The organism is Pseudarthrobacter sp. B4EP4b, from assembly GCF_006680095.1.
Taxonomy (GTDB): Bacteria; Actinomycetota; Actinomycetes; order Actinomycetales; family Micrococcaceae; genus Arthrobacter.
In genome coordinates this window covers 23,265-41,423 of sequence record NZ_VHIJ01000013.1, presented here as the reverse complement: position 1 = coordinate 41,423, position 18,159 = coordinate 23,265, and the positions used below count along the sequence as shown (strand labels likewise).

The 18,159-nt window shown below is 65.0% G+C and carries 20 protein-coding genes; 11 read left to right on the top strand and 9 right to left on the bottom strand.

What is annotated here, in order from left to right; genetic code table 11:
• The first annotated feature begins 259 nt into the window (after window positions 1-259).
• From FNL14_RS05365 to FNL14_RS05355, 3 genes are all read left to right on the top strand, one after another.
• Complete coding sequence (locus tag FNL14_RS05365) at window positions 260-1,579, top strand: dicarboxylate/amino acid:cation symporter (RefSeq protein ID WP_255470710.1); 1,320 nt, start codon at window positions 260-262, stop codon at window positions 1,577-1,579.
• 12 nt (window positions 1,580-1,591) lie between these two features.
• Window positions 1,592-1,855 (top strand): winged helix-turn-helix domain-containing protein, encoded by a 264-nt coding sequence (locus FNL14_RS05360; protein WP_091424108.1) that lies wholly within the window; start codon window positions 1,592-1,594, stop codon window positions 1,853-1,855.
• Window positions 1,856-2,072: 217 nt separating this feature from the next.
• The gene (locus FNL14_RS05355) at window positions 2,073-2,546 is read left to right on the top strand and encodes a sensor histidine kinase (protein ID WP_091424105.1); all 474 of its coding nucleotides are present in this window, start codon (window positions 2,073-2,075) and stop codon (window positions 2,544-2,546) included.
• 58 nt (window positions 2,547-2,604) lie between these two features.
• On the opposite strand, the gene FNL14_RS05350 is transcribed toward FNL14_RS05355, so the two are convergent.
• Complete coding sequence (locus tag FNL14_RS05350) at window positions 2,605-3,216, bottom strand: NADPH-dependent FMN reductase (protein ID WP_142058262.1); 612 nt, start codon at window positions 3,214-3,216, stop codon at window positions 2,605-2,607.
• Between the two features lie 212 nt (window positions 3,217-3,428).
• Between FNL14_RS05350 and FNL14_RS23225 the strand changes: the two genes are divergently transcribed.
• From FNL14_RS23225 to FNL14_RS05340, 3 genes are all read left to right on the top strand, one after another.
• Window positions 3,429-3,581: a hypothetical protein gene (locus FNL14_RS23225; RefSeq protein ID WP_170850903.1), complete on the top strand. Its 153-nt coding sequence runs from the start codon at window positions 3,429-3,431 to the stop codon at window positions 3,579-3,581.
• 126 nt (window positions 3,582-3,707) lie between these two features.
• Window positions 3,708-4,349 carry an SRPBCC family protein gene (locus FNL14_RS05345; protein ID WP_142058271.1) on the top strand — a complete coding sequence of 214 codons (642 nt, stop codon included), beginning with the start codon at window positions 3,708-3,710 and terminating at the stop codon, window positions 4,347-4,349.
• A 116-nt stretch (window positions 4,350-4,465) separates the two neighbouring features.
• On the top strand, window positions 4,466-5,455 hold the full coding sequence (locus FNL14_RS05340; RefSeq protein ID WP_142058260.1) for an SRPBCC family protein: 990 nt from the start codon (window positions 4,466-4,468) through the stop codon (window positions 5,453-5,455).
• A 134-nt stretch (window positions 5,456-5,589) separates the two neighbouring features.
• Here FNL14_RS05340 and FNL14_RS05335 read toward each other — a convergent pair whose 3' ends face one another.
• Window positions 5,590-7,584, bottom strand: coding sequence for a rhamnogalacturonan lyase (locus tag FNL14_RS05335; RefSeq protein WP_142058258.1), 1,995 nt, complete (start codon window positions 7,582-7,584; stop codon window positions 5,590-5,592).
• 367 nt (window positions 7,585-7,951) lie between these two features.
• Here FNL14_RS05335 and FNL14_RS05330 point away from each other — a divergent pair, with 367 nt between their 5' ends.
• On the top strand, window positions 7,952-8,593 hold the full coding sequence (locus tag FNL14_RS05330; RefSeq protein WP_142058256.1) for an NADPH-dependent F420 reductase: 642 nt from the start codon (window positions 7,952-7,954) through the stop codon (window positions 8,591-8,593).
• 121 nt (window positions 8,594-8,714) lie between these two features.
• Here FNL14_RS05330 and FNL14_RS05325 read toward each other — a convergent pair whose 3' ends face one another.
• Window positions 8,715-9,650, bottom strand: a complete 936-nt coding sequence (locus tag FNL14_RS05325) for a hypothetical protein (protein WP_142058255.1) — start codon at window positions 9,648-9,650, stop codon at window positions 8,715-8,717.
• A gap of 199 nt (window positions 9,651-9,849) precedes the next feature.
• Between FNL14_RS05325 and FNL14_RS05320 the strand changes: the two genes are divergently transcribed.
• Window positions 9,850-10,188 (top strand): hypothetical protein, encoded by a 339-nt coding sequence (locus FNL14_RS05320; protein ID WP_142058253.1) that lies wholly within the window; start codon window positions 9,850-9,852, stop codon window positions 10,186-10,188.
• A 39-nt stretch (window positions 10,189-10,227) separates the two neighbouring features.
• On the opposite strand, the gene FNL14_RS05315 is transcribed toward FNL14_RS05320, so the two are convergent.
• Window positions 10,228-11,157: a threonine/serine dehydratase gene (locus tag FNL14_RS05315; RefSeq protein WP_142058251.1), complete on the bottom strand. Its 930-nt coding sequence runs from the start codon at window positions 11,155-11,157 to the stop codon at window positions 10,228-10,230.
• Between the two features lies 1 nt (window position 11,158).
• A complete protein-coding gene (locus tag FNL14_RS05310) occupies window positions 11,159-11,419 on the bottom strand; it encodes a hypothetical protein (protein WP_142058249.1) in 261 nt (86 codons plus the stop codon).
• Window positions 11,420-11,654: 235 nt separating this feature from the next.
• Between FNL14_RS05310 and dctA the strand changes: the two genes are divergently transcribed.
• On the top strand, window positions 11,655-13,142 hold the full coding sequence (dctA, locus tag FNL14_RS05305; RefSeq protein ID WP_091424082.1) for a C4-dicarboxylate transporter DctA: 1,488 nt from the start codon (window positions 11,655-11,657) through the stop codon (window positions 13,140-13,142).
• Window positions 13,143-13,212: 70 nt separating this feature from the next.
• Here dctA and FNL14_RS05300 read toward each other — a convergent pair whose 3' ends face one another.
• Together FNL14_RS05300 and FNL14_RS05295 are read right to left on the bottom strand one after the other, a co-directional pair.
• Window positions 13,213-14,064: a hypothetical protein gene (locus FNL14_RS05300; protein ID WP_255470709.1), complete on the bottom strand. Its 852-nt coding sequence runs from the start codon at window positions 14,062-14,064 to the stop codon at window positions 13,213-13,215.
• Between the two features lie 116 nt (window positions 14,065-14,180).
• A complete protein-coding gene (locus FNL14_RS05295; protein WP_142058247.1) occupies window positions 14,181-15,038 on the bottom strand; it encodes an IclR family transcriptional regulator in 858 nt (285 codons plus the stop codon).
• 145 nt (window positions 15,039-15,183) lie between these two features.
• Here FNL14_RS05295 and FNL14_RS05290 point away from each other — a divergent pair, with 145 nt between their 5' ends.
• Together FNL14_RS05290 and FNL14_RS05285 are read left to right on the top strand one after the other, a co-directional pair.
• A complete protein-coding gene (locus FNL14_RS05290; protein WP_142058245.1) occupies window positions 15,184-16,479 on the top strand; it encodes an MFS transporter in 1,296 nt (431 codons plus the stop codon).
• 86 nt (window positions 16,480-16,565) lie between these two features.
• On the top strand, window positions 16,566-17,324 hold the full coding sequence (locus tag FNL14_RS05285; protein WP_142058243.1) for a GntR family transcriptional regulator: 759 nt from the start codon (window positions 16,566-16,568) through the stop codon (window positions 17,322-17,324).
• An 11-nt stretch (window positions 17,325-17,335) separates the two neighbouring features.
• On the opposite strand, the gene FNL14_RS05280 is transcribed toward FNL14_RS05285, so the two are convergent.
• Window positions 17,336-17,794: a glucose PTS transporter subunit IIA gene (locus tag FNL14_RS05280; RefSeq protein WP_142058241.1), complete on the bottom strand. Its 459-nt coding sequence runs from the start codon at window positions 17,792-17,794 to the stop codon at window positions 17,336-17,338.
• Window positions 17,794-18,024 (bottom strand): glucose PTS transporter subunit EIIB, encoded by a 231-nt coding sequence (locus FNL14_RS05275; protein ID WP_050053469.1) that lies wholly within the window; start codon window positions 18,022-18,024, stop codon window positions 17,794-17,796. The genes FNL14_RS05280 and FNL14_RS05275 overlap by 1 nt, the downstream gene beginning before the upstream one ends.
• Window positions 18,025-18,159: the final 135 nt, after the last annotated feature.

Genomic DNA, 18,159 nt, shown 5'->3' with positions numbered 1-18,159 from the left:
ACTCCTCACCCACACCCAACTCCAGGAACTCCTCAGCCCCGAACGCCTCGCCAACCTCACCAAATAGCCACCGGCAGTTGAGCCAAACCCAACCCCGGTTTCCACAAGCTCAACCACCAGTCAGCCCAACCTCCCCACCCGATCCCGAACAGGGGCACATTGACGTGCCTGCATTCCGGGCCGGGCAAAAAACGGCACTCGATGACGAGGACCGTTCCGCTACCGGGCCGCCAGCCCGGCCTGAACCAAAGGATTGAGCATGAAGAACAAATCAACCATGTGGATACTGGCAGCGCTCGTGGTCGGAATCGCCAGCGGACTGCTGTTCCACTGGCTGCTTCCGGACGGGCCGCGCGGATCCGTTGTGTCGGTCCTGGACACCGTGACGCACATGTTCCTCAACCTGATCAAGATGATCATTGCGCCGCTGATCTTCGCCACCCTGGTTTCGGGCATCGCAGGAGCCGCGAAATCCGCCGGCGTGGGAAAGCTCTTCGGCCGCTCCATGGTCTGGTTCCTGTCCGCCTCGGTCCTGGTGGGAGCCTTCGGCTTCATCACAGCCCATGTGCTCAACGTTGGACATGGCCTGAACCTGGTACCCGGCGGCGACGCAGGCATGGAAACCAAGCCCCTTGACTACGCGGAATTCGTCACCCACATCATTCCCACTAGCGTTTTCGCTGCCCTGACGGCCAACAACCCCCTCCAGATCCTGGTGTTCGGAGCACTGTTCGGGATTGCCCTGCTGAATTTGCGCAAGCGGGGGCGGTCCTCGATCGCCGACGCGATCGACGAGCTGATGGGCGTGATGCTCAAGGTCACCGGGTACGTCATGAAGGCGGCTCCCGTAGGCGTCTTCGCCGGCATCGCGGCAGCCTTTACCGCACAGGGACTCGATGCCTTTGCCACGTACGCCTCGTTCATCGGTGGGTTCTACCTGTCACTGTCCGCCCTTTGGGTGGTGATGATCGCCGTTGCCGTGGCCTTCCTCGGCAAGTCCGCCTTCCGCCTGGTCCGCCTCGTCCGCGAACCCATGGTGATCGCATTCGCCACCTCGAGCAGCGAAGCCGCCCTGCCCAAGCTCATCGACGGCCTCACCAGGTTCGGGATTGCCAAGCGCACCACGGGCTTTGTCCTGCCCCTCGGCTACTCGTTCAACGTTGACGGTTCCATGATGTACATGACGTTCGCGTCGGTCTTCCTTCTCAACGCCTACGGCATCGACATGGACCTTGGCCAGCAGATCGCGATGACCGCCATGCTCCTGCTCAGCAGCAAAGGAATGGCCGGTGTGCCGCGCGGCTCACTCGTGGTGGTGGCCGCCGTCGTGCCTGCCTTCGGTATCCCCGCAGCCGGCATCGGCGTCCTGCTGGTCATCGACCAGCTCCTGGACATGGGCCGCACCGCCACCAACATCCTGGGCAACGCCATCGCCACCGCCGTCATAGGCCGGAACCATGACCGCGCCCCCTCGGCCACGGACAGCAAGGCCATGGACAGCACGACGGCGGAGCCTCCCGCAGGCATCCATCCCACCGACGTGGCGGTCGGGACGCCAGAGCACGCTTCGGTACGGTGAGGGGAGCGCACAATGAGCACTAACCTCCAGACCCGGGCAAGTGCCCTCCACGCCCCCTACCGCCGCAGCCCTGTCAGGTCGATGATCGTCGATTACCTTGCACGCAACGGCGCCAGCAAGGTGGCGGACATCAGCAGTGGAATCTTTGCCTCGCGGGACGCCGTGAGGTACCACTTGGCTGCCCTGGAACGCGCCTCAATGGTCCGCTCCGATATCTCCCCCGGAACCCGGGAGGGCTGCACGCCCTTCTACGCTTTGGCGCCGGACGCAAGTTAACCTCGATGGCTGCCGGCATGGCCGGCAGCCATCCAGCGTCCCCACAAGGGCTGGTTTTACCGTCCGGTTCCCTCCGAAAGGGCCCTTTCGCACCCGCCGCGCAGAATTGATGCGATCTTGCGGGAAACCTTGCCGACCATTGACGTTGCAGGTCCACTCTGGAGCCATCGAACCAACAGAGGCAACGGACCAACCAGCTTGTGGGGAGCAGGAAGTCATGGGACACAAGGCAGTAATTGATGAAGTCACAGCCGTAGCGGGAGTGCTGACGGACAGTCATCCGCTCGACTTCCACACTTTGGGGCTTGCCGGCTGCATCGACCGGCTTACGGTGCCTCTGCGCCAGCACGGGACCGCGGTCCACTGGGACACCCCCCATTGGGGCATCGAGATTCCCGCGGACTGCGCGTCCCTTCTGTACCAGTCGGCACGCGAGGCTCTCAGCAACGCCTACAAGTACTCAGGAGCATCGCACCTTAATGTCCAGCTCGCCGCGGTGGACCACGGGATCCGCCTGGTGGTGTCCGACGACGGCACGGGCTTTGACAGCAAGCTCGCCACGTGCGGCCGTCACCACGGTTATGGCCTCCGGCTGATGTCCGTGGCCGTCCATGAGGCCGGCGGCACCGTGGACATCTCCTCCGCCCCCGGCCGGGGCACCAGCGTGACGGTCACCCTGCCGCTGGACTGAAGACCCGGATGCCCGCCATCGCTGGGACGGCGGGCATCCGTAAACCTGCGTGGCCCTGCTACCGGGAGAGTTTCGCCTCATCCGGTTCCAGGTCGCCAATGTGGCCGGGTGCGTTCGCGGCCAGGACGCGGGCAACAAACGCGCCGTACTCGTCCATGTAGTGGCGCAGGAACTTGGCGGTCCCTTCGTCCTTGACCTCGCCGCCCTCACCGAACACCTCGGCGTTGTAATGGATGTAGGCCTCCGGGGCGTTGAGCTGCGGCGCATCCAGGAAGCTGAGGACGCTGCGGAACGAGGACTGCATCACCGCGGTCCCGATGCTGCCCACCGAGGCGCCGATGATGCCGGTGGGCTTGCGGGCGAACGAGTTGCTCCCCCACGGCCGGGAGCCCCAGTCGATAGCATTTTTGAGGGCGCCAGGAATGGAACGGTTGTACTCCGGGGACACGAACAGGATTCCGTCAGAGGCTTCAATGGCCTCTTTGAGGGCAAGGCCTTCGGGCGGAAAATCGGCGTCGTAGTCGTAGCTGTACAGGGGTAGGTCCTTGATGGGAATCTCTGTGAACTCCAGGTCCTCGGGAGCCAGTTTGATCAATGCCTGGGAGAGGACCCGGTTGATGGAGCCGGTAGCGAGGCTCCCCACGAAGTATCCGATCTTGAACGGTGCCATGAGTGTTCCTTCCAATGGCCGGTCAGCGCCGGCCGTCCATGTTCTGATTGGAAAAGGTGCCGCCCGCGGCCGGACGGCGCTTGGTGCCACTGCACCCCTAGTCCAGCACAGAAGGCCGCGCCCGGCCAGAGCCGCCGCGGGTCCTTGACAGGCCGCACCGGGGAGCGCTGAATGATCTGTACCGAAAACCCCCGGCGCGGTCAGGAGCAGTCATGAGCGAAAATCCCCTGCAGGATGAGCGGGTCCATACCGAGGCACCTGCCGAGGGGGATCCCGATGCCGATGCCACGGAAATCAGGGTGCACAGCCAGGATCCCGCCGAAGGACCGGACACCCCGGACGCCACTTCCCCCGGCGATCAATAGCCGGCGCCTTCCGGCCAGCCCAGTTGGGGTGGTTTACAGGGTGGTGGGCCGGGTCCGGGCGGAGGAGACTGGAACTGCTGATGACCTCAGTTCTTCATCGGATTCGGTTCAGTCAAAGGAGACATGGTGAGCACGAAAGTGGAGAAACGGATTGTGGTCGATGTACCGGCGGGCACCGCCTACAGCCAGTGGACGCGGTTCGAGGAGTTCCCGCATTTCATGGCGGGCGTGGACAGCGTGACCCGGGTGGGCAATGACCGCCTGAAGTGGGTGGCCCACATCGCCGGGGTACGCCGGGAATGGGACGCCAAAATCCTTGAGCAGATCCCCGCCCGCCGAGTGGCTTGGGCTGCCCTGGAAGGCGTTACCAACTCCGGCGCGGTCGATTTCAAGGATGCCGGCGGCAACAGGACAGAGCTGGCTCTGACCCTTGAATACAAGCCGGCGGGTGTGGTGGAACGGGTGGGCGACCTGCTCCACGTCGTCGGCCGCCAGGCGGAACACGACCTGAAGCAGTTCAAGGAATTTGTCGAGCGCCAGGGCCGCTCCACGGCTGCCCGGATCCCGGCGGATTCTTCAAGCGTGCGGCGCCCGGACTATCGGTTTGAGCACCCCTTCGACCAGACCAACGGCCTGGTCGATCTTGAGGGCGAATCGGGCGGAACGGCCGACGGCGAGAACTACAGTGCCGCCGAACGCCGGCAAAGGGAGGAGCACAGCAGGGGCCTTCCGCCAACTCCCGGCGGCTCCGATGTGATGGGCTTCTGACGTCTGCCTCCCCGAACCGGCTCTGGCAACCTCCGCCCTCAAAAGGTATGTTGGTAAGCATGCTGATGATTTTTTACGGAATCATCAGTTTCCGGTGACACAGCGAAGGAGACGTTATGAGCACGAAGGTGGAAAAACGCATTCTGGTGAACGTACCGGTGAGCACCGCTTACAACCAGTGGACCCAGTTCGAGGAATTCCCGCATTTCATGGGCGGCGTCAAGAGCGTGACGCAGCTCAGTGACGACCGCCTGCAGTGGGTAGCCGAGATCGGCGGCGTCCGCAGGCAATGGGAAGCCAAAATCCTGGAGCAGGTCCCGGACCGCAAAGTGGCATGGGCAGCCACCGAAGGCGCCACTAACGCCGGCTCCGTGGACTTCGAGGACGTCGGCGGCGGCCAGACCTCCATCCAGCTGACGCTCGAATACGAGCCCGAAGGAATCATTGAGAAGGTGGGCGACAAGCTCAACGTAGTGGACCGCCAGGCCGAGGCAGACCTGCAGCGGTTCAAGGAATTCATCGAGGACGAGGGCTATGCCAGCGGCGCGTGGCGCGGCAGTGTCAGCTCCGGAGCGCCCGTCGGCACGCCGGGTGTCGAGGATGCGGCAGGATCGCGCGGCGATTCGGGCAAGGCCGGCGTATCCGGCAAGGTAGCTGCAGGCGTGGGCCTGGCAGCGGCAGCAGGCGCGGCTGCAGCAATGGCCGCCGGCACCAACAAGGGCACTACGGAAGCTGCCGACGAAACGGTAACGCCAGTGACCCCCGGGGAGCCCGTCACCGTCACGCCACTGACCACCGACACCACCGCTACCGATGCCCCAAGCACCGGCACCACGGGAACGGGCGCCCTGGGAACAGACACCCTGGGAACAGGCGCCACAACTACAGGCACAACGTCGGCGGCCGGCTCCACCGGTTCAGTGGCGGACCTGGGTGATGACAGGATCGGCCACGCCTTCGACCAGACCAACGGCCTGGTGGACACCACCGGTGAGTCGGACGAGACGCTTGAGGGTGAGAACCTGAGCGCCGGCGAACGGCGCGAGAGCGAGCGCCGGCCGGACGGCGGCCTGCCGCCCGTAGGCGGCAACCTCGGCCAGCACTGACCGCAACCTGACCGCCTGAAGGACGTCCCGACGTCGGAGGTTCCCCGCCGGCCGGGATGTTCACGGGAACAACAAAGCGCCGCCCGCCCTTCCCCCGGGGCGGGCGGCGCTTTGCCGTTGCTGCCGTGCGGTTGCTACTTGTCCGTGCCGGCGTAGAAGACCGACGGCGCTGCGGGGGTCTGCATGCCCTCGCCGATGAAGAAGCTCGGGTGCGGCGGCTGGTTGTAAGCGACGGCCTCGCGGGCAACGCCCGTCCGGTACATGGGATCGTGCATCAGGGTGCGGAGCCGGACTTCAGTGGGCGAGGTGCTGGTGTAGATCCGCAGCTCCGTGCTGTCCGACGACGGGAACGCCAGTTCCTCTCGCCAGTCACCCAGGAGGTCCGCCTGCAGGGACGGGTTGCCCTTGGTGTGGTTGTTGGTCCGTGCGCCCGTGGCGGTCAGGAGCCTGTCGCTGGTCTCGGTTTCCCAGTTCCACTTCGAAATGGTGGGGACTCCAACACCGGCTGCGGCATCGAAATCATGGTCAACGATTTCGCGGAGCAGGTCACCGTCCCACCAGGCCAGGAAGTTGGCAGCCGGGATCTTCTGCCCGATGAGCTCGCCCTTCGCGGAGCGCAGTTCTCCCACCGGGGAGTTCCAGGCAGCGTCCCCGCCTACAGCCCAGCCTTCAGCGCCGGCATAGCGCGGGTCGATGTCCCCGGCGGCGCCGCGGCCCGTGTCCCGGGTGGCGGGAATGCTCCAGAGGATTTCGCCGGTGGCAGCGTCGCGGAAGGTGGCGCCGCGGTTGCCGCTCTGGCTCATGCTCTCGTGCACCGCGAAGGTTTCCAGGCCAGGGCGGGACGGATCCAGGTCGCTGGTGTGGATGGCGTCGCCGTGGCCGAGCTTGGTGTTGTACAGCGGCTTGCCGTCGTCGTCGATGGCCATGGAGCCGAACACAAACTCGTCCTTGCCGTCCTGGTCCACGTCCGCCACGGAGAGGTTGTGGTTGCCCTGGCCCTTGTACTGGGCGCCGGCGATATCTGAGTCGAACGTCCAGCGCTTCACCAGCTTGCCGTTTACCAGGTCGTAGGTGACCAGGACGGCGCGGGTGTAGTAGCCGCGGCTGAACATCATGGACGGGTGCTCGCCGTCCAGGTAGGCGACGCCTGCCAGGAAGCGGTCCACGCGGTTGCCGTAGCCGTCACCCCAGGCAGAGACGCTGCCGCGTGGCGGATCGTAGGGAACGGTGTCCATGATGGTGCCGGTGGCGCCGTTGAATACGGTGAGGAATTCCGGACCGGACAGGACATAGCCGGCGCTGTTCCGGTAGTCCGCCGCAGCATCGCCGATCACGGTTCCGGCCCCGTCCGTGGTGCCGTCCGCCGTCTTCATGGACACCTCAGCCTTGCCGTCACCGTCGAAGTCGTAGGCAAGGACCTGGGTGTAGTGGGCGCCGGCGCGGATGTTGCGGCCCAGGTCGATGCGCCACAGCCTGGTGCCGTCCATCTTGTAGGCGTCAACGTACACGTTGCCCGTGTAGCCGGACTTCGAGTTGTCCTGGGCGTTAGTGGGGTTCCAAAGCTGGATGATCTCGTAGGTGCCGTCGCCATCAAGGTCAGCGACGCTCGCGTCATTGGCTGTGTAGCTGTAGGCCTGCCCGGCGGGAGTAACGCCGTCGGCCGGCTTGTCCAGCTTGATGGCCAGGTAGTTCTGGGCCAGCGGCGTGAATTCGGCGCTGAGCTTGTCCTGCAAGTTGCCGTTGCCCACGGTTTTGATGACGTACTTCGACGCCGCGGTACCCGCCGGGTCAACGTAGGTGGTGGTGTCCCGGATGGGCTCGTCGGTGAGCTGGACGCCGTCGCGGATCACATGGAAGCCAACGCTGTCCTTGTCCAGGCCCAGCATGCGCCAGCCCAGGGTGACGCCCTGGTCCGTCAGCACGGCGACCGGTGCACGGTCCAGGTTCTCCACCTGGCGCTTGAGCTCTGTACCGGCCTGCCCGGGAGCGGTGCCGGGGTTCGCCTGTGCCAGCGGGACGCCGGTAAAGGCGAGTGCGGCCGCAGTCAGTGATGCCGCGGCTGCAACCGGGACTGCTTTCCAGGCACGGCCGGCCCGGGATGTGCGGGAACATTTCGAGGGAAAAACCAAAAGAACATCTCCTTTGATGCGTCGGCAGCTGAGTCTGCCGCACGACAGTTGTAACGTTTCACTCCTCGTCGCGGACGAACCTTTCTGGGCGGTTCGGGCGTTGGGAAGCAGGAGGGAAAGCGCTTTCTGCCCTTTAGGTTTATCAGCGGGCCGCAAGAGAGGTCAAGGCTTTTCCGTTACTTAATGGGCGAATTTGTGCCTTTCCCTCGTTACGAACAGCCTCTGGATGACGGCGTAAAGGGGAAGCAGGACGGCGGCCTGCCGCCGCGTGCAGAAGGCGGCAGGCCGCCGTCGTACGCTTTTCCGACGCTATTTATTCCGCGAGGTCCGCTGAAATATCTGCGGAGGAGCCGCTGTTGGCGCCGGTATGACAACAATCGGAATCATCGGTGCAGGACATATTGGAAGCGCAGTTGCCCGGAAGGCGGTGGAGCTGGGCTACGACGTAGTCATCAGCAACTCACGCGGGCCCGAGACGCTGGCGGGCCTCGTCGCGGAGCTTGGCCCCAAGGCGCGGGCAGCCACCGCTGCGGAGGCTGCAGCGGCAGGCGATTTCGCCGTGGTCACCGTGCCGCTGAAGAACTACAAGGACGTCCCGGTGGAGCCCCTGGCGGGCAAGATCGTGATCGACACCAACAACTACTACTGGGAGCGGGACGGCCGCATCCCGGAACTGGACAACGGGGAAGCCACCACCTCGGGGCTGCTCCAGGAGCACCTGCCGGAATCCAAGGTGGCCAAGGGCTTCAACCACATCATGGCGTCCCAGATCACCACGGATGGAACCCCGACCGGCACGGAGAACCGGCGGGCCCTGGCAACGGCCAGCGACTACCCGGAAGCCGCCGAACTGGTGTCAAGCCTGTACGACGAGTTCGGTTTCGACAGCGTGAACATCGGGCTCCTGGAGGACAGCTGGCGCGTGGAGCGGGACCGGCCCGCCTACGTGGTGCGGCAGAATGCCCAGGAGCTGAAGGACAACCTGGCCAAGGCCACGCGGACCATCTAGCTGCGGACCTTTCCCCCGCCCGGACCGTTTCCTCGCTCACAGGTCCGGACATAAAACTGGCTGGCAGCAGGCGTTGTGAACCCGCGTTTGGGAACGCCTGCTGCCAGCCGGTTGGGTTAACCTAGTCCCACGCCGGGACCAGGACCACGTCATATTCGGTTGCCTGCTGTCCGAATTTCGCGTTGACGGCTGCGAGGGTGTCCCCAAACTTGGCCACCGTTGTGGGGATGTCGAAGTGCTTGCTCTTGATCACGTCTTCAACCTTGAAGGACTCCAGGTCCCGGGAAAGCTCGAGGCGGCTGATCTGATTGGCCATGTTCTGGACCGCCCACAGGGTGTGGCCCTTAACCAGGATGCCGTCGATGAACTCCAGGTCCGGTCCGTCGATCTTGTGGCTCTTTCCCGTCTCGGGATCCACAGTGTAAAGCGCCTGCTGCGCAGTGTGCGCGACTATGAGCGTATCCCCGTCCTCGGCGCTGGCGATGCCGTTGAATCCGAATTCGCCTTCCTTCAGGGGTTTGGCTGCTCTGCCGCTCACCTTCAGGGTCTTCACGTCGTCGGAGTCTCCCAGCTCGCCGCAGTCGCCCACAGGAACGAAATAGAGTTCCGGTGAAGCAGAGTTGGTGAACCAGGCGCCGTCTTCTGTAAGGGTGACGTCGTTGATGAAGCCGGAGCCTAGATCGTATTGCTTTACGGTCTTGCGGGTTTCGGTGTTGTAGACATACGCCTTGCCGGTGGCGCCGCCGGCCACAAAGAGCAGGTCGTTGCTGACATCCGCTTTCATCCCGACGGCCATCCGACCGTCCGGCACGTTAATGAAACGCTTGGCCTTGCTGTCATGGATGTCGCCGCGGTAGATATCGCCAGTGTTCAGGTCCCCGGCATAGAAAGTAGTCCCCTCCCCGGCCGCGATACCCTCGGCGGAGGTGGCGCCGTCGAGCACTATGACGTCGTCGCTGCTGGATGCGGAGGCCGCTGCCGGCAGGGCAAAGGGTAAGAACAGTGCCAGAAGGGCGGTGAATCCCACGGCTGTACGGCGTTGTACTGTTCGGCGCATGATGCTTCCTCGATGTGGATTAATGCGCGGGGCCAATCAGCGGCAGCTCCGCACGATGGTGCTGCCAGTTTAAGCACCGGCGTGAAGCCCCGCCAGAAGCTGGTGCCCCCTTCATAAGGAAGGGGGCAAGGCACCCGGACCGGCATTCACCTCCGGGTTCTGCTTACAATCGAAACCTCAATCAACTACTGAGGGACCCATGAAGAAACTCGCCACAGCCTTGATCGCCGCCGGACTCGTTTTCTCCGCCACGGCCTGCACCGCCTCGAACCAGCTCACCACCGCGCAAACGTGCGAGCGGATCCAGAGCGTAGTGTCCAACCCGGCCAACAACGCCGGCAAAACGGGCATGAACCGCCTGGCCAACCAGATCCGTCCTATCCACGAGGTTGCCTCCGACGATCTCAAGCCCGCACTCGAGTCCATCCTTGCGTACACGGACGAGCAGGCCAAGGAAACCCCGGACGAAGCCAGGATTGCGGAGCTGCAGGCCGGCTACGAGGAAGCCGGCAGCACCTACCAGAAGTTCTGCAGCTAGCCTTTTCTGCTTTGCCTTTTGCTGAACGGACCCGGCCGCCTAGAGGGTGGCCGGGTCTGTGTTTGCACCGCACAGAATGACTGCCACCCGCTCCCCCGGTACCGGCACGTAGGCGCCTGAGGTCAGGGCCGCGTAGGCCGCGGCGGCGCCGTGTTCCACCACCAGCCGGTAGTCGTTCCACAGCAGCGAGCGTGCGGTGACGATCTCGTCATCGGACACCAGGACGCTTTCGACGCCGGTGCGGACCGCGACGGAGAAGCCGATGTCGCCGATGCGGCGGGCTCCCAGCGAATCTGCGGCGACGCCCGACACTGCGACGTCAACGGGTTCCTTCGCGGCCAGGGCCGCCTGGAGGGTCGGCGCATTCCGGGGCTCCACACCCACTACCCGGGCATGGCCTTCCACGGCAGCCGCGACTCCCGCCATCAGTCCGCCTCCGCCCACTGCCACCAGCACGGTGTCCACCCCGGCGATCTGCTCCAGCAGTTCCGCCCCCACCGTCCCGGCGCCGGCGGCGATCTCGGGCTGGTCATAGGCGTGGCAGTACACAGCTCCGGTGCGCCGGGCATGTTCCACGGCGGCTTGGTATGCTTCGGCATATTCGGCGCCACCCTGGATCACGGTGGCGCCGATCGCCTCGAGTTTGCGAACCTTCACGGCCGGGGCAGCGGCCGGAACGAATACCGTGGCCGGCACTCCCAGCTGCACGGCCGCATAGGCATTGGCCAGCCCGGCATTGCCGCCGGAGGCAACCACCACACCAATGGCCGGATCCAGCTCGCCGCGCTCCTTGCTGGCCAGGATGCGGTTCAGCGCGCCGCGGGCTTTGAAGGTGCCGGTGTGCTGCATGAATTCACACTTGAACCAGACCTCCCCGAACGCCTCCGTATCCGCCTGCAGCACGGGCGTTAATCGGGTGAGGCCGGCTGTCCGGCGGGCCGCGTCCTCAACATCTGCTCGCGTGATCACGTCAGAGTTCGTCGTCCCAGGTTCCCGGCTCTTCCAGGGCTTCCTCGGGTTTGTGCCCTGCCGGCGGCTCGCCGCTTCCGGTGTACGACGCCGGCACCGTTCCGGCCGCGTGGGCCTGTTGCTCCTCGCGGATGTTCCCGGCGCCGGGAAGCTCCGGATGCATGCCGCTCTGGGGCGCCTTCGCCGCCTGCTTGGCTTCTTCGGGGTCGCCCGGGCCGCGAAGATCGGCGGTGTTTTGGGGCTCCTCATTGGACGTGGTCATGGGTCCTGCCTTTCACCTGGATGACGCTTTTAACTTGGCCCGGACACCTGCCCGGGATGGACTCCAGCCTACGGTGCCGCCAGTCACAATCGGATTTTTAGCCACAATCCGCCAGGACGCGGGTTTCGCATTATGGAATTACAATTCCCCCTTGCGGAAATGGTGTGACCGGGGTTACGTTTAGCCCAAGGCCCGGATCAGCGGGCGCAACCCCTATTTGGATAGGTAAAGGTCAATGAAGATCCCCAACCCTGAGGCGCTGAAGGCGAGTTCGGTGCCCGCGAAGAGGAAGCCGCTGTACAAGTCGCTCTTCTTCCAGATTCTGATCGCCGTCGTGGCAGGTGTCCTTATAGGGCATTTCTGGCCGGACCTCGGATCACAATTGAGGCCGCTCGGAGATGGCTTCATCAAACTGATCAAGATGATCATCGCGCCGCTGATCTTCCTGGTGATCGTCACCGGAATTTCAGCCGTGGGCGACGTCAAGGCGGTTGGAAGGGTAGGGGTCAAAGCCCTTCTCTATTTCACGGCAGCCACCCTGTTCGCCCTGGTCTTCGGCCTGATAGTGGCCAACATCGTCCAGCCCGGCGCCGGGCTCAACATCGATCCCGCCACACTGTCCCAGGCGGACCTGGATGCCAAGACCGGATCTGCCGCCCCCAAGGACGCCGCGTCCTTCATCCTGGACGTCATTCCGGCCAGCGTGATCGGAGCCTTCGCCAGCAACAGCCTGCTGCAGGTCCTCTTCTTCTCGGTGTTCTTCGGCGCAGCGATCGTGGTCATTGGACGGGAACGGTGCATGCCCGTGATCAGCCTGATGGAGACCGTCCTGGAACTGATCTTCAAGATCATGTCCTGGATCATGAAAGTGGCTCCCATCGGAGCCTTCGGAGCCATGGCCTTCATCATCGGACAGTACGGCCTGGACACGCTCAGCACTTACGCCCTGCTCATCACCGCCTGCTACGCCGCGGCGATCGTGTTCATCGGCCTGCTGTTCGTGGTGGCCTGGGTTACCGCCCGCGTCCCGCTCTGGCAGTTCCTCAAGTACACACGGGAAGAATTCCTGCTGGCCCTGGGCACCGCCTCCACTGAAGCTGTGATGCCGCGCATCATGACCAAGCTGACCAACGCCGGCTGCTCCCGCGCCACCACCGGCCTGGTGGTCCCCACCGGTTACTCCTTCAACCTGGACGGCGCAGCAATCTACCTGTCCATCTCGCTGCTGTTCCTCGCCCAGGCCTTCGGGCACAACCTGGACCTTGGCCAGCAGCTTGCAGCGCTCGGCGTGCTGCTACTGACCTCCAAGGGCATGGCCGGCGTCCCGGGGTCATCCTTCCTGGCACTCTCGGCCACCGCCGCAGCCCTGGGCATCTTCCCGGTAGCCGGCGTCGCACTCCTCCTCGGAGCCGACCGGCTCATGGATTCCATGCGCGTGGTAGTGAACCTGCTGGGCAACTGCGTGGCCACGTTCGTGGTCTCCAAATGGGAGGGCCAGTTCGACCGGAGCGTTATGTTGCGCGCCTTCAAGGGCGAGATCACCAACCACGATTCCGCCATCATGTTGGGCAAGGAGGAGGTCTTTGAGGGCCAGGAACTCCAGCGGCTCAGCGAGGGGCAGGACCCGTCACCGAAGTTCCGCGGCGGGCCGCACCCCGAGGACATCCCCCAGTTCCAGATGAGCAAGGCTGAGCGGGCCAAGGCCGGCATCCCCGCCGAATAGCCACTGCAAAACAGAAAGGCGGGCAGGACCACCAGGTCCTGCCCGCCCTCTGTCGTTTGAAAGTCCTGCCCTACGGTGTCGGGGACGCCGTAGACGTGCTGCTGTCCTCAGTCTCGGTTGCCGTTGACGTCGCCGTTGGCGTCGGCGAGGCTGACCGGCCCGACGAGGATGGACTCGTGGAGCCGGAGGTGGGGCTGGAAGTTCCGCTGCCGCCGTCTGCCTTCTCCAGCACGTCATTGATCAGGCCCTCGAGCTCCTTCTGGTCCGGATCCCCGAGGTTGGCGCCGCTCTTGGTAGCCACCACCAGGAGTTTGCCTTCGGCTGCGGACACCTGCATCAGCTTCTGCTGGTTCTCTCCGCTGCGGGCACTGAGGGTGGCGAAGGTCTTTTCGGCATCCGTGTCCGCCTGGAGTTCTTCGCTGGTGACCTCATACTTCTGGCCCAGCGCCGATACCGAGAACTTCGCGCATTGGTCCATCTTGCCGCTGATCTTGTTGAGGACCTCGACGGCGTCCGGCCCCTCGCTGCCCGACTGGGCAGACAGGGTGCGCGGCTGGTCGCCCTCGGAAAGCGCAACGGCCACGTCCCCGTTTTCCACCTTGTCCAGGAGGCCGGCGGTGGCGATGTCCTTGCAGTCCGAGGGGTCAACGGTTGCCGTGCTCAGGAGCAGGTTGGCGATATTGCCGCCCTGGTCCACCTGCTCCTTGGAGTACAGCTTCAGCTCGTTGCCGTCCTCATCCTTCATGCCTGAGATCAGGTCCCGCAGCTCATCCTCGGTATAGGCCTTGGCTTCAGCCGTCGGGCTGGCAGAAGCGCTGGTGGTCTGGGCCGAAGGGCTTGCCGCGCCCCCGCCGCCGCCTGTGCAGCCCGCAAGGGCAATCATTGCCGCCGCCATCACTCCAAGTGCCGGAACTTTTCGCATCTGGTTCAACCCCTTAGAAAATAGAAAGCATGCTTAGCGTTTCTAGCCTAAGGGTATTGCCGATCCAGGGGAAATAACTAAGCCTGGCTTTTTATTTTTGCCCGCAGAGGGCGGCGTCAAGCCGGCTTGGCTCCGGGTTCCCGGGCGGGATGCCGCCACGCCCCGCTCACGGTCGCCTGATGGCCGAGGCTGCGGGAGATGGCGCGGGCTGCGGCCCGCACCAGGGGAACCAGCTCAAGGGCGGGCGCCGCCGTATCCGGAACAACGATGGACAGGGCGGCCAGCACCGCGCCGTCGGCAGCGTAAATCGGTGCGGCAACCGAAACGGTTCGGGAGGGGTGCGTCCGGCGGACCACCGCGGCGCCGGACTGCTTGACCCCGGCAAGCACCGCGCGAAGGTCACCTGCTGGCGGCTCCCCTGGCCCCGCCTCCGGCCCGGCAGTCTGCGCCAGCAGCTCCTCCAGCACGTCCGGAGCCGAGTAGGCCAGCAGGACCTGCCCGACGGCGGTGGTCCGCAAGGGCATCCGGCCTCCCACCCGGTAGGCCACTTCGGTGGCATTCCGGGACGAGAGCCGGTCAATGAGGACCGCGTCGCTGCCGTCACGGACGGAGAGCAGCACATGGTGGCGCGTCACCTCATACAGGTCTTCAAGGTAGGGAAGCGCAATCTGCCGGACGCCGTGGCCCCGCGGCGAAAGCGAGGCTATTTCCCACAAGCGCACCCCCACCACATAGCGGCCGTCCTCCAGCCGTTCCAAGGCGCCCCATTCGGTCAGGTGCCGTACCAGCCGGAGCGCGGTGGCCGGGGCAAGGCTTGCGGATCTGGCCAGCTCGGACAGGCTCAGTGCCCGGCGTCGTTCGGTGAACTGCTCCAGCAGGCTGAGCGCCCGCACCAGCACCGGCTGGCCGGGGCCTTCCCGGAGCCCCCTTGCCCCGCCTGCTCCCGCCACTTTTCCTCCAGACTTTGGTGTCATTCAAGCGTGAGCTGTGTGGCCCGCGCCACAAAGTGCATTTTCACTCAGTGAAAAGTACAGTCACCCGAGTGGGACCGGGGGCCAAGCTGATGGACGTCCCGCCGGCGGGTTTACCTGCCGCCCCTTGACCCGATTGGAATCAACGATGAACTCCAATGCCCCTCGAAAATCCCTTGCCGGAATTTTTGTGGTGTGCTGGCTTGGCCTGCTCGCCGACGGTTATGACCTTTATGTCTACGGCGCCACCCTGCCCGGCCTGATCGGCCAGCCGCCCTTCAACGTCACGCCTGCGGGAGCGGGCGCCGTGGGTTCCCTGGCGCTGGTAGGAATGCTGCTCGGCTCACTGATTGTGGGCACGTTGACTGACCGGCTGGGCCGCCGCCGGATCTTTGTCAGCGCCCTGGCCTTGTTTTCACTGGCCATGCTGGCCTGCTCGGTGGCACCGACGTGGGAATTGTTTGCGGTGTTCCGCTTCATCGCCTGCTTCGGCGTGGGAGGCCTGCTTCCGACGGCGGTGGCCCTCACCAACGAGTTCGCGCCGCCGGGGAGGAAGTCGCTGGTCCTGGGGGCAGTCCTGACCGGACCTGCCACGGGGACGGTGGTTGCTTCGTTGACTTCGCTGGCCCTGTTGGAATCGAGCGGGTTCCGCCCGGTTTACGCTGTTGGAGCCGGCGGCCTTTTGCTGGTACCGTTCGCCTGGTTCCTGATGCCGGAGTCGCCGTCGTTCCTGCGGACCCAGCTCCGCAATGCCGAAGCGGACCGCGTTGAAGCCGCCTACGGACTACCGAAGACAACAGAAGTCCCCGCCTCCGCCGTCCGCGTATCGCCCACCCGCGCCCTGTTCGCCAACGGCACCGGCCGCACCACCATACTGCTGTGGGCCATCACGGTGCTGAGCCTGCTGACCATCTTCGGCGTCAGCACCTGGCTGCCGCAGATCATGCGGACGGCCGGGTTCGGGGTCGGCTCATCCGTTTCATTCCTGCTCGCCTACTCGCTGGGCGCCGTGGTGGGCACGGTCCTAGCGTCGGTGGCCAGCCAGAAATTCGGGCCCCGGCCCCTGGTGATTGTTGGCTTCATCAGCGCCGCGGCCGCCCTGCTGCTGATGTCCGCCAATCCGCCGGCCGCACTGATGACGGTACTCGCCGCCGTCGCCGGCTTCGGTGGCCTGGGGACGCAGAACATGATCAACGACTACATCGCGCAGTTCTACCCCGCGGCCACCCGCGCCACCGGCCTCGGCTGGGCACTGGCAGTGGGACGCATCGGAGCGATTGCCGGCCCCACGTACGGCGCCATGCTCGTCAGCTTCGGCGGCGGAGTCCCGGTGGCTGCCATGGCATTTGCTGCACCGGCCCTGGCGGGAGCCGCACTGATGCTTGCCCTGCGCAGCCGGTCAGCCAAGCGATCCGTACCCCAGGAAGCGGAGCTAGTGGCCTGACCACCCCTCTACCCGAAGGTCCCCGTGTGGAATAATCCGAAGGAGTGGTCCTTACCGGACCGCTCCACGGATCGAAGGGGCCTTTCGTGCCAGCCACAGCACCAGCAAGGAGCAGCGCTCCAACGGCGAGCGCGCCCATCAACAACACGCAGGTCCCCAAGCATGAGCAGCTGCGCCTGATCATCCTCAAGCTGGCCAAGGAGGAACTGGAACCTGGCGCCCGGCTCCCCAGCGAGCGAACCCTCATGGACTCCTACGGCGTCAGCCGCATCACGGTGCGTGCCGCGATCGGCCGCCTGGTCAACGAGGGGCACCTGGTCCGGGTTCCGGCCAAGGGCACATTCGTGGCGGATTCCCCTGTCCAGTCCACCCTGCACCTGGCCTCCTTCACGCAAGAGATGGAGTCCATGGGCCACGTTCCCAGCACGGTGGTGCTGGTGGCGGAGGCCGCCGCGGCCCCTGATGATACGGCCGAGGCACTGAGCCTTGCCCCGGGCTCGGAGGCTATCCACCTCAAGCGCCTCCGGCTGGCGGACGGCCGCCCGGTCAGCGTGGACGACGCCTGGTACAACCCGGAGCACGCACCCGGGCTGCTGGATATCGACCTGACCGGATCCGTCTACAAGGCCCTGGCGGCGCAGTTCGGGCACCAGATCGACAGGGCGCGGCAGAGCGTCAAGTCCGAGGGCGCCCCGGCAGACGTCGGGGCGCTCCTCGGGACTGGAACGGGAGCACCGGTCCTGGCGTTTGACCGCGTTTCCTATTCAGGCCACCTGGCCATTGAACATTCACGTTCCTGGTACCGCTCCGACCGCTACTCCCTGAACATGGAAGTCCGGCTCTAACGGTCCGCTCGCTAATCCAGCGAGAACAGCTCCTCGCCGGCTGCCACAGTGCCGGCGGCAACCAAGGTTGCCGTGTCCGGCTTGGTATCGAGGACGACGACGGGACTCACCATCGAGTAGCCGGCCGCGAGCGCGGCGGCGGGATCCACGCGCATGACGGGTGCGCCGGCGTCGACAGTGTCGCCTTGGGCAATCAGCAGCTTGAAGCCTTCACCCTTGAGCTTGACGGTGTCGATCCCAACGTGGGTGAGGACGCCGCGCCCTAAGGACTCCACCACAACAAAGGCGTGTGGCAGGAGCTTGATGACCTTCCCGGCAACGGGGGACACGACGTCGAACATCTCTCCTGCCGGCGGCTCGACGGCGGCGCCGGAGCCCACCATCTGGCCCGCGAACACAGGATCCGGGACCTCGGCGAGGGGAACCACGTTACCGGCGAGGGGCGCGAGGACCACGAGCGACTGCGCCACTAGAGCAGGTCCTCGATGTCTTCGGCGAGGGTGTCGGCCTCGGGGCCGACGATGACCTGGACGGCCGTGCCGGAGGCCAGCACGCCGTGGGCTCCGGCGGCTTTCAGGGAGGCCTCATTCACGAGGGAACCATCCTTAACCTCGGTGCGAAGGCGGGTAATGCACGCTTCGATCTCCACGATGTTGCCGGCTCCGCCCAGCCCTTCGATGATCTTTTCTGCTTTGGACATGGCTGCCCTTTCTGACGGTGCCCGCACGGAGCACTGCTTCCTCACCGGGGCCGGCGGCCCAAGTGCGACCTATTATGGCTTCCACTGCCGGCCGTTTGAAGGGCCGGACAGGATTTCCCATTGCCTTGACAGGCG